A 17,283-nucleotide genomic window follows, 5' to 3' on the forward strand; every position below is an offset into this window, starting at 1 on the left:
TAAATGAAATTCAACACCATAATGCCAAAAGGCTTAAAAGAACATTATGACAATGAACTACGATTTTACCATTTGTCATTACTCAATGGAAATTTGTCTCAAGCTTGGCATCATCTTGAACGCTCACACATAATTGGGCAATCCTATCCTTTTGAGCATACATATTCCCATTGGCTAATGCTCAAATTTGGATTCAGAAAAAAGAATGTGAAAGAAGTTTTAGGTCAAGTTGTTCGCTTACTTGTCGGCGGGTGGAAATCGTTTATTGACCACGTACCAACTGGAAATACTGGTGGTTCTGATGTGCCACCACTTAAAAAGATGGAACTTCCACAGGATTTAAGTCTCATTTTAAACCAATACAAACCAATATAATGAAAAAGAAAAAAGTAAACTTACGTGACTTAGAACCAAAAGAACACCAAGGCGAGCACAGTCACGACGATGGCCATAACCATAGCAGTCCTGAACAGCTCTCTAATTTCAGAACCTATCTTCCAGCTATTTTCAGCTTTCTAATGCTGATAATCGGGATTGCAGTTGATTACTTTGACACCTTTCCGATTTTCGAGGGCTGGGTAAGAGTGGTTTGGTACACCGTTGCCTATATACCCGTCGGTTTTCCGGTAATAAGAGAAGGTTGGAAGAGTATCAAAAATGGTGATTTCTTTACGGAATTTTTCTTAATGTCCATAGCCACTTTAGGTGCATTTGCCATTGGCGAATATCCCGAAGGTGTAGCCGTAATGCTATTTTATGCTGTGGGCGAATTATTCCAGAATGCAGCGGTCAATCGGGCAAAAGGAAACATCAAAGCCTTACTTGATGTCCGTCCGAATGAGGCATTGGTACATCGTGATGGTGACTTTGTTTCAGTAAATCCCGAGACTGTTGAGATTGGCGAAAAGATACAAGTGCGTGTAGGCGAAAAAGTTCCGCTTGATGGTATTCTGCTTTCTGAAAAGGGCTCTTTTAATACTGCTGCCTTGACAGGCGAAAGCAAACCTGATACTATTGCTAAAGGCGATACCGTTTTTGCCGGAAGTATCAACCTTGATGGCGTAATCGAAATCGAGACTACTAAGGAATTTAAAGATAGTTCCATTGCACGAATTCTGGATATGGTGCAGAATGCAACCGCCAGAAAATCAAAGACCGAATTGTTCATCAGAAAATTTGCCCGGATTTATACGCCTATCGTTGTATTCCTTGCCATCGGACTTACATTTCTACCTTACTTTTTTGTAGATGATTATGTGTTTAGGGATTGGCTATACCGTGCATTGATATTCCTCGTGATTTCGTGTCCTTGTGCGCTGGTCATTTCGATTCCTCTCGGCTATTTCGGCGGTTTGGGTGCGGCATCGCGAAACGGTATTCTTTTTAAGGGTGCATCCTTTTTAGATGCAATGACTCAAGTGAACACAGTCGTAATGGACAAAACAGGAACTGTTACCAAAGGGGTTTTTAAAATCAAGGAAATCAATTCCATCACATTTGAGGAAGTCAAATTTATGAAGTATTTGATGGCGATGGAAGAACAATCTACCCATCCCATTGCAAAGGCAATACTGGAATATAAAGCGGACGGTGCGGATTATGAGGCAACCGATGTTTCAGAAATTGCAGGAAAAGGTTTAAAAGGAACAGTCAACGGAAAAACGGTGTTGGTAGGTAACAAGGCTTTGATGACCTCAAACAGCATAGAAGTTCCTTCGGAAACAGATGGTATCGTAGAATCAATCGTTATGGTATCCATTGATGGAAATTTTTCAGGTTATGTAACTATTGCAGATGAACTAAAGGATGATGCACACCAAGCCATTAAACAAATTCGAGATTCAGGAATTTCAAAAATTATAATGCTATCAGGCGACAAGGACTCTATTACACAGCAAGTTGCAAAAGAGTTAAATATTGATTGGGCGAAAGGTGGATTGTTACCTGAAGATAAACTCAATGAAGTTGAAGAGCTCAAAAAGCAACCCGAAACGAAAGTCGCATTTATCGGCGATGGTATCAACGATGCACCCGTTTTGGCAGCAAGTGGTGTAGGTATTGCGATGGGCGGTTTAGGAAGCGATGTCGCCATCGAAACAGCCGATGTTATCATCCAAACCGACCAACCGAGCAAAATTGCAAGAGCGATTAAAATTGGTCGTTCAACGCGACGAATTGTCTGGCAGAATATTGCGCTTGCATTTGGGGTCAAGGTCATAGTCCTCATTCTCGGTGCAGGTGGATTAGCGACAATGTGGGAAGCTGTTTTTGCTGATGTGGGTGTTGCTTTATTGGCTATTCTCAATGCTGTTAGATTGCAGAAAATGAAGTGGAACTAATTATTGTTCAAGTTATATTTTGACTTCAAGTCTTAAAACTCTAAAAATATACTCAAATTTCATTAGTTTTGTATTTGATGCAAAAACCAAATAAAATAGCGGCATTCTTCTTTTTAGGCTTATTTAGTCTAATGATGCTGCATCAGGTTTTTCCACATTTGCATCATCAGCACGAGGAAACGCATTCCCATTCAGATATTGCACATACTGGCGAACACCATCATCACGATGACAGTTCTCACGAGAAAGAAGAATCCCCATACGGTTTCTTTGGATTCTTTATGGATATGCACGTTCATTCAACGGTTTCCAGCGATATTGTTGTACTTAAAAAGAATACTTTTGAGCAACAGACTATCGTAGATTACAATGTTGTAAAACCTACTTCTGATTTTCAAGAATTTTATGTCGTTGATAAAAGGCAAAACGCTAAGCCCCCAATTTATCAGCCACCCAGTTATTATTTCAATCCTTACCTCTCATCCCTCGATTTACGGGGCCCACCATCTTTAGGTTAATCATTTAGGAATACCTACCGCTACGGAAGGAATCCTCTTATACATTAAGATTAAACCTAAAATTTCAAACAATGAATAAATACATCGTGTCCGCGATTTGCGGATGCCTGTTCTTTGCTAATGGTTTCTCACAGGATAAAAACATTGGGGAACTGCTTAACGAAATAGAACAGAACAACACAGAGTTAAAAGGCTATCAATCGTTCATTGAAAGCCAACAACTCGAAAACAAGAGCACCAATAATTTACCCGACCCACAGCTTTCAGGCTATTATTTGCCTTTTGGCGATAATGCAACGGGAAATTACACCGAATATGAAATATCGCAATCCTTCGAGTTTCCGACGGTTTATGGTTCCCGCAGTAAATGGAACGACTTAAAGTCGATACAACTGCAAACGTCCTATGATAAAAAACGACAGGAAGTTTTGCTGGAAGCAAAATCGGTATTGGTTGAACTCGTTTTCCTTCAAAAGCAGAAAGCCATTGAAACCGAAAGACGAACCCAAAGCAAACAGGTTTTTGACCAGATTCAAGAGCTTTATGATAAAGAGCAAGTGGGTCTTTTGGATTTGAACAAGGCAAAAATCGCTTGGATTCAAGAGCAATTCGTTGTTCAACAGATTGAAAGCGAAATCCAAATTGTACTGGCCAAACTCAGAACATTGAACGGCGGGAATGCCATTGATGGTTTTACGGCAGGTATCGATTTGCCTATCGAAGTTGCTGCGGTCGAAACGCTTTGGCAAGAAAAATTGGCAAACGATCCTTCTTTACAAAGTTTAAAGGCTGCTGAAACAGCTTCGCGTCAAAAAGTAAAACTGGAAAAAAACAAGGTCTTGCCAAATGTGGCATTCGGTTACAATTATCAGGGTGTTAGTGGTAGCAATTATTCAGGTTTTTACGGTGGCCTTTCTATTCCGTTGTGGAACAGCAAGAACAAGGTAAAAGCGGCCGAGGCCGATTATGAATATCAGCAATCGAATACTCAAGTCATTACCGCTTCGCTGTATGCCCAATTTCAAGAAACATACAATCGATACGAATTGATGCTCGAAAAATACAATGAGTATCTAACCACAATGGGCAACTTAAACAGCGAACAACTGCTTTTTAAGGCCTATATGTTGGGCGAATATTCGTTTATGAATTACTATGTAGAGCTTCAGTTTTACCGAAATGCATCAGACAGAATGTTGCAGATGGAAAAGGAAATACAATTACTTCAGGCACGATTATTAAGACATCAATTATAAACTATAAAACATACAACTATGAAATCGAAGATTCACGAATACCAAAACAAATATTTGGCAATGAGTAAAATTTCAAAAACAATATTCGCAATAGCAATCGCATCAACTTTTTTGGTAACCTCTTGTAGGGAAACAAAAAAAGAGAGTACAGATGACCACGGTCACGAACACAATGAAGACGGAAGCCATATGCACGAGGAAGACATAGAACAGGAAGAATTTGAAGTAGGAAAAGATGCTTTGGAACAAAAGACAGACGAACACGGTCACGACCACGATTCGGACGGTAACCATTCAGATGATGATTCTGACACCCACAAACACGATGATGGGTCAGAACACCACGACCATTAAAAATCAAAAACATACGAAAGATGAAATATATAATAATTGTGCTCGCCTTTTTGGCAATGTCCTGTAATAACAAGGCAGAAGATGCACACGCACATAATGCAGATGGTAGTCACGTGGGCGAAGAAATTCCACGATTGAGCCATACTATCTGGACGGATAAAACAGAACTCTTTGTTGAGTTTCCTGCGCTTATAGTAGGTAACGGAAGCAAATTCGCAGCCCACTTTACGGTTTTGGATAATCACCAGCCCGTTCGTGAAGGTTCTGTAACGGTCAGTTTAATAAAAGATGGAAAAGGAATCAGAAATATGGTAGATGCACCGTCATCACCAGGTATTTTTTCGCCTGCCATACAACCGAAAGAAGCTGGAAACTATCAATTGGTTTTTGAATTGACAACACCAGAATATTCAGATAAAATTTCCATTGATGATGTAGTCGTATATGCCACTACGGATGAAGCCATAAAAGCTTTAGGTACGGAAGAAGAAGATGAGGCCATCTCGTTTTTAAAGGAACAAGCTTGGAAAATCGATTTTCAGACTGCGCCTGTAATTTCAGGTAAAATCTACGATGTTATCAATACGTCTGGTGTTTGGATGCCATCGCCAGGTTCTACAAAGTCCTTGGCGGCAAAATCCAATGGTGTGGTAGATTTTAAAGTTAATAACCTAACCGAAGGTACAGCGGTAAAACAGGGTCAGTTGTTGATGAGCTTGAACAGTCAAGGTTTGGCATCCAATAATTTAAGTACGGATATCGCTTCCGCGAAAGCGACATTCCAACAGGCCAAATCGGAATATGAAAGGAAGAAAGAGCTATACGAATCCAAAATAGTCCCGAAATCTGAATTTGAAAAAGTAGAGAGCAGTTTCGAGATAGCCAAATCCAACTATCAATCATTGGTGTCTGGTGTCTCGGGCGGAAGCAAACAAATCCGCGCCCCTTTTGATGGCTTTATCAAATCCATAACAGTTTCAAATGGCGATTACGTAGAACAAGGCGTTGCGCTTGTGACCGTTGGAACGCATCAATCCAGAGTTTTAAAAGCGCAGTTAGCACCCAACTACGGACTTACGATGGGTAATGTACAAGGTATATGGTATCAGGATAATGATAACCTTTGGAAAGACGCAACTGATGCCGAGGGCAAAATCCTTTCGATTGGAAAGGACGTGGAACGTGAAAACCCTTTGATTTCTGTTTTTGCAGAAGTCAATGCCACCGTCGATATGCCAATAGGAAGTCTAACACCTGTTCAGATAGCGATGGGAAATGCCACCCAAAATACAATGATACCTGTAAATGCCTTATTGGAAGACTATGGAAGCTATTCCGTTATCGTTCAACTATCAGGCGAAAGTTTTGAAAGACGACCTGTTAAGATTGGAAAGCGCAATGGCGAAAATGTAGAGATACTGGAAGGTCTGCAAGTTGGCGAAGTGGTGGTAACTACAGGAGCATATCAAGTTAAAATGGCTTCAATGTCAGGTTCAACACCTGCACACGGTCACGAACATTAAAAACGAAGAGAAATGTTAAACAAAATATTATCAATTTCACTTCAAAATAGATTGCTCATACTATTGGGAGCGGTCGCATTGAGTGTGTTGGGCGTATATTATGCACGTACAATGAACGTCGATGTATTCCCAGACCTTACAGCGCCCACGGTAACAATTCTTACCGAAGCGCACGGAATGGAATCTGAAGAAGTAGAAAAATTAGTGACCTATCAACTGGAAACTGCCTTAAACGGTTCGCCCAATGTGAGACGAATCCGTTCGTCATCGGCAGCAGGTGTTTCCATTGTTTGGGTAGAATTTGAGTGGGGAACCGATATTTATCGGGCACGACAAATTGTAAGTGAACGCATCCCGATGGTACGGGAAAATTTACCCGAAGGCATCGGTGCACCAACAATGGCACCTATTTCATCCATTATGGGCGAAATAATGCTCTTGGGAGTGACATCGGATAGCCTTTCACCAATGGAACTGCGAACCTTGTCCGACTGGACCATCAGACCTCGTATAAAAGCCATTGGCGGTATTGCAAACGTGGTGGTCATTGGTGGCGATTACAAACAATACCAAGTATTTGCCAATCCCGAAAAGATGAAGTATTACGATGTGAGCCTATCAGAATTGGTAGAACACGTTAAGGAAGCAAATCAAAATGCGCCTGGCGGTATCATTAACCAATATGGCAATCAGTATATCATTAAGGGAAGCGGTAGAGCCTACGCGTTGGAAGATTTGCAAGAAGCCGTTCTTAAGGAAGTGAATGGTCAAACCATCAAGATAAAAGACGTTGCAACCGTACAAATTGGTGAAGCTGATAAAATTGGCGATGGTTCATTAAATGCAAAACCCGCTGTGATTCTGACTATTTCAAAACAACCCGATGTGAATACCTTGGAGTTGACAGACCGCTTGGACGAAGCCATTGCAGATTTAGAAACTACCTTGCCAAAAGGTGTCAACATCAAAAGCCAAATCTTTAGACAGTCCGATTTCATAGATGCTTCTATTAGTAATCTAAATATGACTCTTTTAGAAGGTGCGTTTTTTGTAATGATTATCCTGTTCATCTTTTTAATGAACTGGAGGACTACTGTTATTTCCTTGCTGGCTATCCCTATTTCATTATTGGTTTCCATCATCATATTAAAATGGCTGGGTTACACCATAAATACAATGAGTTTGGGCGGTATGGCCATTGCCATTGGTGCATTGGTGGACGATGCAATTATTGATGTAGAAAATGTGTATAAACGCTTGCGCGAAAATATCAGAAAACCAAAAGCGGAACGGGAATCGACAATAAAAGTAGTACGTGATGCTTCAGTAGAAATAAGAAGTTCCATCATTATTGCGACCTTGATTATCATCGTATCATTTGTTCCCTTGTTCTTTTTAAGCGGAATGGAAGGACGTTTGTTGCAACCGCTGGGAATAGCCTTTGTAACATCTGTATTGACCTCATTGATTGTTGCCGTGACGGTAACGCCTATTTTGTGTTCTTATTTATTGGACAATGAGAAGCTTCTAAACAAACAAGCTGATGGTACAAAAGTAGAGCGTTGGTTGCAGAAACATTATGGCAACCTTTTGGAGCGAGCGACTAAAATACCTAAAACCATTATAGGCGTAACTGTCATTGCATTTGTATTAAGTCTTCTGGTTGTAACGCAATTGGGAAGAAGTTTCCTGCCGGAATTTAATGAAGGTTCATTGGTAATTAGCGTGGTTGGTCCACCGGGAATGTCTTTGGAAGAAAGTAATAAGACTGGAAAGTTAATAGAGACCATTTTATTGGATATGCCCGAAGTAGAGGTCGTTACCCGAAGACAAGGACGTGCCGAATTGGACGAACACGCGCAAGGTGTCAATGCTTCGGAAATTGATGTGCCCTTTGTTCTCGAAGACAAAACCAAAGAAGAATTCTTTGAAGAAGTCCGAAATAAATTGAGCATCGCACCTGGTGTTAATATCACATTAGGACAACCCATCGCACACCGTATTGACCATATGCTTTCGGGTACACGTGCCAATATTGCCATAAAGATATTTGGTTCCGATTTACAACGTTTGTTTGAAGTTGGTAAAAGTGTAGAACAGAACATCAAAAATATTGATGGACTGGCAGATGTTGCGGTTGACCAGCAAATTGAAGTGCCTCAAATTCGTATTAAACCCAAACGTCAGATTCTCTCGGCGTATGGAATGACGGTCGGTAATTTGATGGAACAGGTAGATATCGCTTTTGCAGGAGAGGAAGCGGGCGAGATTTATGAAGGACAGCAGTATTTCGATTTGATAGTACGCTATGAAAAACCATTTCGGGACAATATTGAGAACATCAATAAAACCCTAATCAGTTTACCGAATGGTGGACAAACTACATTGGGCGAATTGGCAACCGTACAATCGGTAAGCAGTCCAAATACCATCAATCGGGAAGATGTGCAACGAAAGATTGTGGTAGCCGCCAATGTACAGGGCAGGGATTTGCGTGGTGCGGTAAACGAAATAAAGGAAGTTGTGGCCAATAACGTGAATATGCCAGAAGGCTACCGTGTGCAATATGGTGGACAGTTTGAAAGTGAATCCAAAGCATCACAGCTTCTCTTGATAACGGCCATCATCGCCATAGCTGTCATTTTCTTGTTATTGTATTATGAATTCAAGGACGTAAAACTGGCGTTCGTAGTGTTGATTAATTTACCTCTGGCATTAATTGGCGGCATCTTAATTGTCTATTTCACATCAGGCATCATCAGCATAGCTGCGACCATTGGATTTATTAGTCTTTTTGGGATAGCAACACGTAACGGTATTTTATTGGTTTCTCGTTATGAAGATTTGCGAAAAGAAGGAATCCAAGGATTTCAATTGATAAAAAAAGGTGCATTGGATAGATTGAATCCCATATTAATGACTGCCTTTACCACAGGTCTGGCTTTGATACCATTGGCCTTAAAAGGTGGCGAACCTGGTAGTGAGATACAAAGTCCTATGGCAGTTGTTATTTTAGGAGGATTGTTATCGGCTACTATTTTGAACTTGGTGGTAATTCCTTGTGTATATCAGTTGGTTCTGAAAAGGGAAAAATAGCAAACGAATTACAATTAAAAACCTTCTTACTATGGTAGGAAGGTTTTTTTATGCATTAATTTTATAATCCCACTCAGCACATTCCCCTACATTCCGTGAAAAGAGCTTCATTACAAAGGTCTTGGACACAATCCCCAATTTCAGTTTTCCATTCCGTTAACCCTTCCCGTCCCGAAACTTCGGGACTGGGAAGGAACACTACATTTCCGTACCAAAATCGTGAATTAATTTCGCTTGAAACCCGTCTTATTTTTCACAAAGTCTATTTGTTTTTTAATTCAGTTATATTGTGTGAAAATTTAGCTTAAATGGAAAAACTAACGGAAAATAAAACCATTGAATTACTGATGCCTCATTTGGTTCAACAAGGCTATGAGATAGAGAGTTATTGCTTGGGCCAAACGAGAGGATATGATATTGTAGCTGTAAAGAATGGCCAAAAATTATTAATTGAGGTAAAAGGTGCAAAAGCACATAAGGATTTGCCTACGAAGCGACGAGATTATTTCAACTCTGGACAGATTAAAACTCATTTGGGTAAAGCAATTATTAAATGCTTAGAAACCAAAGTTGCGTTCCCAAATGCAAAAATTGCCATTGCACATCCTGAGGATGAACAAATAAGAAAAGCAATAGCCAGTATTATTCCAGAGCTCAATAAGATAGGTATACAACATTATTGGGTTAATGCTAATGGAACGGTAACCCTTGAAAAATAATTGATTTTGAATACAACAATGAATTCCAAATTATTTTCTTTATTTCATTTCTTGAATGAGAACAGATATCATAATAAAAGGGTCCAATCAAATTCTTATTACCGGTTTTTAGCACCGTTCGATTCTCTTGAAGATAAATTATATTCAGCTCTTCATCACGTAGCGAATACCCAAAGCCAACCTAAAATTGATATTCTCGCACCTTTTTTTCAAAAAGTATATTCCAATAAAACCCAGCTTCATAGTTTTAAGACATTCATCGATTTTCTAACAGATAAAGAAAACGATGTTCATAATTATGAATCGCTTTACTATGGTATGTTGAGACAAAAAGGTTGGGGTAATAAAACGTCTGCATTGTTTGCCAAAACCATTTATCATTTACATAATGGTGCGTATGGATTTCAAAATTCAATATGGGACGATGCGCCGAAAATCATTGACAAAGAAGAAAAAATCTTCTTACCTGTCGATGCTGTAATTGAAGCAATTTTCCATCGTATTGACCCAACAATTAAATGGAATTTCCATAAAATTAATAAACTGCTACAGCATAATTATTCTTCTGAAGAAATGGAAGTTTGGGACGACCTTTGGTTCTGGGGATTTATAAATCAACGTGGTTCTGGTCTAACAAGAGAATTTGTTTGGAACGAATCCAAATATTGGGCATTACTTGAGACTGAAAAGAATAATGCTATGATTGAAGAGATAAAATTGAAATCGTTGCAATTCCTTTCCATATTGAACCCAAAACAGTAACATATGTATTTGCCATTATCATATTCTAAGTTTGTCTGAATTTAGATAGATTTAATTTCCAATTATTACCACTTAATCTATATAGTGGCGAAAATTTGTTTTCAAATATTCGCCACTTTTTTGTATTTTTGGCAAAGTTTTGATTTTTAACTATGCCAAAGATTATTGAAAATAAACTGATACAAGCTTTCAAAGACCGTAGTTCTTTTGATAGGGATGCGCTATATAACTTCTATCTGGATTTCGAACCAGACCTAAAAGAAAGTACATTTAGTTGGCGAATTTATGACCTGAAGAAAAAGGACATAATTAAAACCATTGGTCGTGGACTTTATGTTATTTCCTATAAACCTAAATATAAACCTCTTCTATCTGATAGTGTGTTCAAAATAGCCCGTAAAACCAATGAGCGTTTTGAAGATATAAAATATGCCATTTGGGAAACCCAATGGCTCAATGAGTTTTCTCAGCACCAGACGTCAAATCAAATGATTGTCGTCGAAGTAGAAAAAGAATTTGTAGACTCACTCTATTACTACCTAAATGATAATCTAAGAATGGATTTTTTCCTAAATCCAGATGAAAAGGAAATTCAATTCTATATTTCAGAAAGTAACGTGCCAGTTATTATTAAACGTTTGGTGACAAGGGCACCCATACAAAAAATAAAAAATAAAAAAGCGGTAGTGCCCATTGCAACACTTGAAAAGATTATGGTGGACCTGTTTGCAGATGAAACTCTGCTACATTTTTACCAAGGTTCTGAAATGGTAAACATCTACGAGAAAATAATTGATAGATATAGCATCAATTTTACAAAGTTGTTCAGCTATGCCAAGCGAAGAAAAAAAGAACAGGAAATAAAGCAGTTTATAAGCAACAACATTCCAAATTTTTTAGAAGATATTCAATATGATTAACAACAAAAGTTTTGAAAAGGAATGGCTGAATGGCTTCCGTGCAAAAAAGGAACATAAGGGAATCGATGTAACCATTCTGGAAAAAATGGTTCACGCACTATCATTACTCGAACATTTAAAAGTTTCAGGACTCGATTTTGTTTTCAAAGGGGGAACATCACTTGTGCTTTTGCTAAAAGAAGGGAACCGATTTTCTATTGATATCGATATTATTTCGAGCGTTGAGCGTGATAAATTAGAAGAAATTTTGGATGCAGTTGTAGCCAATTCACATTTCAAAAAGCACGTGCTTAATGAGCATAGAAGTTATAAGGAAGGTGTTCCAAAGGCACATTACACCTTTGAGTTCGAGTCGGTATATAATCCAAACGTTCCTGGAACCATTCTTTTGGATATCCTTTTTGACAGTCCGCACTATCCAGAACTTATAGAATCGCCCATTGAAACACCTTGGCTGTCAATCGATGGAACTGCTACAACGATTACTACGCCTTCGGTAAACGCTATTTGTGGCGATAAGCTAACAGCTTTTGCACCAGATACCATAGGCATACCATACTACAAAGGCGGGGCTTATTGGTTAGATTATTTTTTTAAGAATTTGTAATAATTCATTATTCTTTAAATAGGTGGTTTTTTTAGAAAAATGAGAAAACCAATAGCAACTAAAATAATGCTTCCTGCAATTAGAAATGGATAATAAAAACCACCGGTAACCAACCAAGTTCCTAAAATGGGACCTAAAATCTGACCGATACTGTTTGTTGAACTTTGTATTGAAATATTTCGACCTGTATTTGTTTTGGATAACAAGGATACCGCAGACAGCAAATTAGGTGTAACCATAGCACCACCAGCAGCAAACACCACAATTAAACCGTACACAACAAATTCATTTTTGAAAAAAGGAAAGACAATTAATGAAATTCCTGAAATGAATAACCCAAAGCCGATTTGCTTTTTAGTAGATAGAATCTTTTCCCCATAACTGGCAAATACAGGCTGCAAAACAGCCATTATTGAACCACACAGCATAAAACCAATACCAACCTGATTGCTATTAAACCCTAATTCGTCTTTACCGTAGATTGAAAAAACAGTTTCAAACAAGGTCACTACAAATTGGATAACAAATGACAAGGCCAATAGAATAAGGAAATATTGGCTGAACGAGAAGTGAAAACTGAATTTTTGAGTTGTAAATTTATGGATGCGAACGGAATTTTTTAACCATTTTACAACAATGACTAACACAATAAAACCTAATAATGCAGCAAATAGAAACGGCGTGGAAAATCTACCTAAATGTAGTTGACCAATTGCATACTCAAAATGAAGGTCTGATTGCGAAAGAAAGCCACCGATAACGGGTCCAAAAATAACCCCTGAACTAATGGCTACACCAGACCAGGCCATTATCTTCGTTCTACGTTTTTCTGAAGTAATATCACTTAAATATGCGTTGCTGACAGGAATAACTGATGAAGTAAATATGCCGCCAAAAATCCGAGCGATATATAGCATCGTTAGTGATGTTGCAAGCCCAGTTAGCAATTGCATTATTACAAAGCCAATCAAACCAATAATAATGACGGGTTTCCGACCATATCTGTCAGATAACTTTCCCCAAACGACAACAAAAATTAATTGAAATAGAGGATAAATGCTGGTAAGCAAGCCAATATGGAAGTTGATTAAATCGGTGTCGAGATTGTCTTTTAAAGCTAATCTTTCGGTATAGTAGGGAAGGGTTGGCAATAAAATACCATAACCCAACATCACTACAAATAAACTCAACAGGATTAAAGATATCCTGTTGAGTTTTTCTTTTTTGTCCATTTATTTTTTACCGATTTTTCGCTTTAATAATTGCGCATTAATAGCTACTATAATCGTACTTAAACTCATAAATACCGCACCAACCGCAGGACCTAAAACAAAGCCTGAAGAATATAATACACCGGCTGCTAAAGGAATAGCCACGACATTATATCCCGTAGCCCATATTAGGTTCTGAATCATTTTATTGTACGTAGCCTTTCCGAACAAAATAAGGTTTGCAATATCTTGTGGATTGCTATTTACCAATATAATATCGGCTGTTTCGGCAGCTACATCTGTACCTGAGCCTACTGCAATTCCTACATCGGCTTTTGCGAGAGCGGGCGCATCATTTACGCCATCACCCGTCATAGCTACAAAATCACCTTTGTTCTGTAACTCTTCTACAATTTCAACTTTTTGATGTGGCAATACCTCGGCGTAGTAACCATCCAATCCAAGTTTTTCACTCACAGCTTTGGCTGTTTTTTCGTTATCCCCAGTTGCCATCAAAACTTTGATATTATTCTTTTTAAATATTTTTATAGCTTCCGCAGATTCAGGTCTTATTTCATCAGCAAGGGCGATGTAACCGGCCAATTTTCCATCAATTAAAACAAATACTACAGTTTCCGCTGCATCGCTGTAAGCATCTTCAGGAATAGTAATTTTCTCATCTCTTAGATAGCCTGGACTTACTACCTTAACTTGTTTGCCTTCCACATTTGCCTCTACACCTTTACCAGTAATAGCATTGAAGTTTTCTGGGCTAGGGATAGTAATATTATCTTCTTTTACTTTTTTGATAATACCAACTGCAATAGGGTGTTCTGAGCTTTGTTCCAATGCACTTGAAAGTCTTAAAATTTCCTCTGTTGAATAAGTCTCGTTAACAGACTCAATTCGAGTGACACCAAAATCACCCTTGGTTAGTGTTCCTGTTTTATCAAAAAGCAAAGCTGAAATTTTTCTGGACTCTTCAAACGCAGTTCTATTTCGGATAAGCAATCCATTTTGAGCAGATACTGCCGTAGAAATTGCAACCACCAGGGGAATGGCAAGCCCTAATGCGTGTGGACAAGCAATTACCATAACAGTAACCATTCTTTCTAAAGCATAGACAAATGGAAAGCCTAAAATCAGCCATACTGCTAATGTTCCGAAACCAATAGCCAAAGCGATATAGGTTAGCCATTTTGCAGCCCTATCTGATAGGTTTTGCATCTTCGATTTGGTTTTTTGCGCTTCCTCGACCATCTTAATGACCTTGTTTAGATAGCTGTCTTTTCCAGTATGTTCAACTTTTACTTTTAAGGTGCTATTGCCATTTACAGAACCACCAATAACCTTATCGTTTTCATCTTTTTTTACAGGTTTGGATTCGCCTGTAAGCATAGATTCATTTAGGTAACTTGAACCGTCTACTATAATCCCATCAGCGGGAACTTTTTCACCTGGTTTTACCAAAATCACATCATCTTTTAGTAAATCTTCCAAAGGAATGTCTTCTATGGTGTCACCCTTTACCCTGTGCGCTTCCGCAGGCATCATACTTACCAGTAACTGCAAGGCTTTTGATGCACCTAACACACTTTTCATTTCTATCCAATGACCAAGCAACATTATGGCTATAAGTGTTGATAGTTCCCAGAAAAAGTCTTCACCTCTTAAGCCAAATACAGTAGCTGTACTATAAAAATAAGCTACGGAAATTGCCATAGAAATCAAGGTCATCATTCCTGGTGCACCTTTTTTGACTTCAGACCAAAACCCTTTTAAAAATGGCCAACCACCATAAAAATATACAACAGTGGAAAGTGCAAAAAGGATGTATGGATTTCCTGGAAGTAAAAATTCATAACCAAAAAATTCCTGAATCATTGGTGAGAAGAACAATATAGGGATGGTAAGCACGAGTGTTACCCAAAACCGTTTTCTAAAGTCTGCAATCATCATTTTATGATGGTCGTGACCCATTTGACCGTGACCCGGATTGTGACCCGAATGGTCCCCACCTTTGTGGTTCATTTTAGAATGGTCTTCTTTTTTGTGTTTCATCTTCGAATGGTCCATTTTAGAATGGTCCATTTCATCGTGATTGTGGTGTTCGTGATTTTCCATTATTGTCTTGTTTAAGTGTTATCGTAATTTTTTTCTCATAGCTTCCGAAATGTTTTCGGCACAGACGCCATAGGCATCTACCAAAAGTCCTTTAATCCCATTTTTTGATGAAATAGCATAAAGCACACTGTTATCGTCGGTACTGCTCATACCCTCAAAACGATGCATCTCGTCAACATTAAAATCTTCTGGGTGTATTTCAATTTTTAGTGAGGCACACTCCAAACATTCTGGTTTTAGGTTAAAATCGTATGTATAACCTTTTCGCTGTAAATCGTTTATTGCTTCTGAAAGGGTGTCGTAATTGTTCATTTTTATTTTATTTATAAGTCATTGTAAAATAACTATTATCTTCTTCTGTAAATTTCTGAAAGGTCAATAAACCATTCCCGTTTAATTTTTCGTTAACGGTATAGTTGAGTTGCTTAATGCGAATGCCCCAGGCATAAGCCTTAATATTTATTTTTGAATTAATGTTGGTTTTGTTGTCCTTCAATGTTCGGTCGTAAATCTTTATGATGCTTTTTGAACCAAAAAAATCCAGCAGTCCTGAATCAAAAGTCATTTCCAATTCTATATCTTCAAGGTTGTCCAAATCGTAGAGCTCTTTAAATTTTTTAGAGGTGGTGTTGATTTCTGTTTTCTTTGATTTTGGATTGGAAAACGGAAAAGCCATTACCATTATACTTGCTTCATCAGGTTTACAGCGATAGGTTGTGGTGTATTTATCGGTCGATTTTTTGTCACGATCAAACAATTCCGTAACCACCTCAATTTCATAGTATCCATTTTTCTTTATTGTTTCACCAGCTTCAAAAGTTTGTTTGTTTAGAAAAGAGCCTTCTTCATCAAAATTTTCTCGAACAACAACTCTACCCGAAATCTGCCCAATAAGCATTTCAGTTTGTCCAGTCATTGTGATACTGAATAAAGTGATTAGTACTATGAAACTTTGCTTTCTCATATATGGTGCATTAATATTTCTACCTCTTTTGCCATAATATCACTTAAATCTATTCCATTTGAAGAGTGTGGGATGGTATTGCAGGTCACTATTTTTTCTGTGCCTGAATCCAATAAGTCTTGATAGGCATTGCCTGAAAAAACAGCGTGTATGCCTATGCAAATTGGTGGTTTCATACCAGCTTTTTTCAAATGTTCTACGGTTTCAATCATTGTACGTGCGGTGGAAATAATATCATCAACTAAGATTGGTGTGGCATCTTTATATTTATCTACATCTGGAACTGAAACTTCCACGTCACGGTCGCCGTGACGTATTTTCTGTAATACCGTAAAAGGTGCGCCTGCATTTTTAGCAACTTCGGAAACCCATTGTTCGCTTTCTGAATCTGGACCTATAAGTACCGGATTCTCGATATTTTCTTTAATCCAATCTGAAATAGCATCGGCTGCGTGGATAACTTTGTTTGGGATGTGGTAGACTTCGCTCAAAGAACTAATCCTGTGCAAGTGAGGGTCAACTGTGGTAAGGCTATCTGCAAAACCGGAAATCAACTTTCCGAAGAACGTAGAAGTAACACCCTCGCCTTGATTGAAAATTTTATCTTGCCGCATATAAGCCAAATACGGTGCTACCAAACAGGTGCACATTGCTCCCATTGATTTGGCCGTGTGGCTTAAAAAATACAAGGGTAACAATTTTTCATCAGGGTTGTGCAAGGTGCATATCAGCACCACACATTTATCTTTAACATCAGAAAGTATACGTGTATAGGATTCTCCATCAGGGAATTTTCGTAGAGTGGCCTCGCCCACTTCGGCACCCATTTTTGTGGCCATCAATTCTGTGAGGTCTTCATTTCCAGGAAGACTAAATAATATTGTTTTCAT

General features: G+C 38.5%; 16 protein-coding genes. 11 read left to right on the plus strand and 5 right to left on the minus strand.

What is annotated here, in order from left to right; all coding sequences use genetic code 11:
* Positions 1–3: 3 nt before the first annotated feature.
* From PO830_RS03170 to PO830_RS03220, 11 genes are all read left to right on the plus strand, one after another.
* Positions 4–375, plus strand: coding sequence for a DUF3703 domain-containing protein (locus PO830_RS03170; RefSeq protein WP_272852095.1), 372 nt, complete (start codon positions 4–6; stop codon positions 373–375).
* Positions 375–2,339, plus strand: a complete 1,965-nt coding sequence (locus PO830_RS03175) for a heavy metal translocating P-type ATPase (protein WP_272852096.1) — start codon at positions 375–377, stop codon at positions 2,337–2,339. The genes PO830_RS03170 and PO830_RS03175 overlap by 1 nt, the downstream gene beginning before the upstream one ends.
* A gap of 77 nt (positions 2,340–2,416) precedes the next feature.
* Entirely contained in the window at positions 2,417–2,857 is a 441-nt protein-coding gene (locus PO830_RS03180; protein WP_272852497.1) for a hypothetical protein, read from the plus strand.
* 71 nt (positions 2,858–2,928) lie between these two features.
* A complete protein-coding gene (locus PO830_RS03185) occupies positions 2,929–4,113 on the plus strand; it encodes a TolC family protein (protein WP_272852097.1) in 1,185 nt (394 codons plus the stop codon).
* An 18-nt stretch (positions 4,114–4,131) separates the two neighbouring features.
* A complete protein-coding gene (locus PO830_RS03190) occupies positions 4,132–4,467 on the plus strand; it encodes a hypothetical protein (protein WP_272852098.1) in 336 nt (111 codons plus the stop codon).
* A 20-nt stretch (positions 4,468–4,487) separates the two neighbouring features.
* Positions 4,488–5,990 (plus strand): efflux RND transporter periplasmic adaptor subunit, encoded by a 1,503-nt coding sequence (locus tag PO830_RS03195; RefSeq protein WP_272852099.1) that lies wholly within the window; start codon positions 4,488–4,490, stop codon positions 5,988–5,990.
* A gap of 12 nt (positions 5,991–6,002) precedes the next feature.
* Entirely contained in the window at positions 6,003–9,086 is a 3,084-nt protein-coding gene (locus tag PO830_RS03200) for an efflux RND transporter permease subunit (RefSeq protein WP_272852100.1), read from the plus strand.
* A gap of 308 nt (positions 9,087–9,394) precedes the next feature.
* Complete coding sequence (locus tag PO830_RS03205) at positions 9,395–9,805, plus strand: protein NO VEIN domain-containing protein (RefSeq protein WP_203295412.1); 411 nt, start codon at positions 9,395–9,397, stop codon at positions 9,803–9,805.
* A gap of 6 nt (positions 9,806–9,811) precedes the next feature.
* Positions 9,812–10,567, plus strand: a complete 756-nt coding sequence (locus tag PO830_RS03210) for a hypothetical protein (protein WP_272852101.1) — start codon at positions 9,812–9,814, stop codon at positions 10,565–10,567.
* 152 nt (positions 10,568–10,719) lie between these two features.
* Positions 10,720–11,487: a DUF6577 family protein gene (locus tag PO830_RS03215; RefSeq protein WP_272852102.1), complete on the plus strand. Its 768-nt coding sequence runs from the start codon at positions 10,720–10,722 to the stop codon at positions 11,485–11,487.
* On the plus strand, positions 11,480–12,094 hold the full coding sequence (locus tag PO830_RS03220; protein WP_272852103.1) for a nucleotidyl transferase AbiEii/AbiGii toxin family protein: 615 nt from the start codon (positions 11,480–11,482) through the stop codon (positions 12,092–12,094). Before PO830_RS03215 ends, PO830_RS03220 begins: the two co-directional genes overlap by 8 nt.
* Before the next feature lie 14 nt (positions 12,095–12,108).
* On the opposite strand, the gene PO830_RS03225 is transcribed toward PO830_RS03220, so the two are convergent.
* From PO830_RS03225 to PO830_RS03245, 5 genes are read right to left on the minus strand one after another with little or no spacing between them, the layout of a single operon-like run.
* Positions 12,109–13,326: an MFS transporter gene (locus PO830_RS03225; protein WP_272852104.1), complete on the minus strand. Its 1,218-nt coding sequence runs from the start codon at positions 13,324–13,326 to the stop codon at positions 12,109–12,111.
* Positions 13,327–15,429 (minus strand): copper-translocating P-type ATPase, encoded by a 2,103-nt coding sequence (locus tag PO830_RS03230; protein WP_272852105.1) that lies wholly within the window; start codon positions 15,427–15,429, stop codon positions 13,327–13,329. It lies immediately after the preceding gene.
* Between the two features lie 18 nt (positions 15,430–15,447).
* Positions 15,448–15,741 (minus strand): phosphoribosylpyrophosphate synthetase, encoded by a 294-nt coding sequence (locus PO830_RS03235; RefSeq protein WP_272852106.1) that lies wholly within the window; start codon positions 15,739–15,741, stop codon positions 15,448–15,450.
* Positions 15,742–15,748: 7 nt separating this feature from the next.
* Entirely contained in the window at positions 15,749–16,393 is a 645-nt protein-coding gene (locus PO830_RS03240) for a hypothetical protein (RefSeq protein WP_272852107.1), read from the minus strand.
* Positions 16,390–17,283 (minus strand): ribose-phosphate pyrophosphokinase, encoded by an 894-nt coding sequence (locus PO830_RS03245; protein WP_272852108.1) that lies wholly within the window; start codon positions 17,281–17,283, stop codon positions 16,390–16,392. The genes PO830_RS03240 and PO830_RS03245 overlap by 4 nt, the downstream gene beginning before the upstream one ends.

Origin of the sequence: Altibacter sp. HG106, from assembly GCF_028561755.1 — a bacterium.
Classification (GTDB): Bacteria; Bacteroidota; Bacteroidia; order Flavobacteriales; family Flavobacteriaceae; genus DFVG01.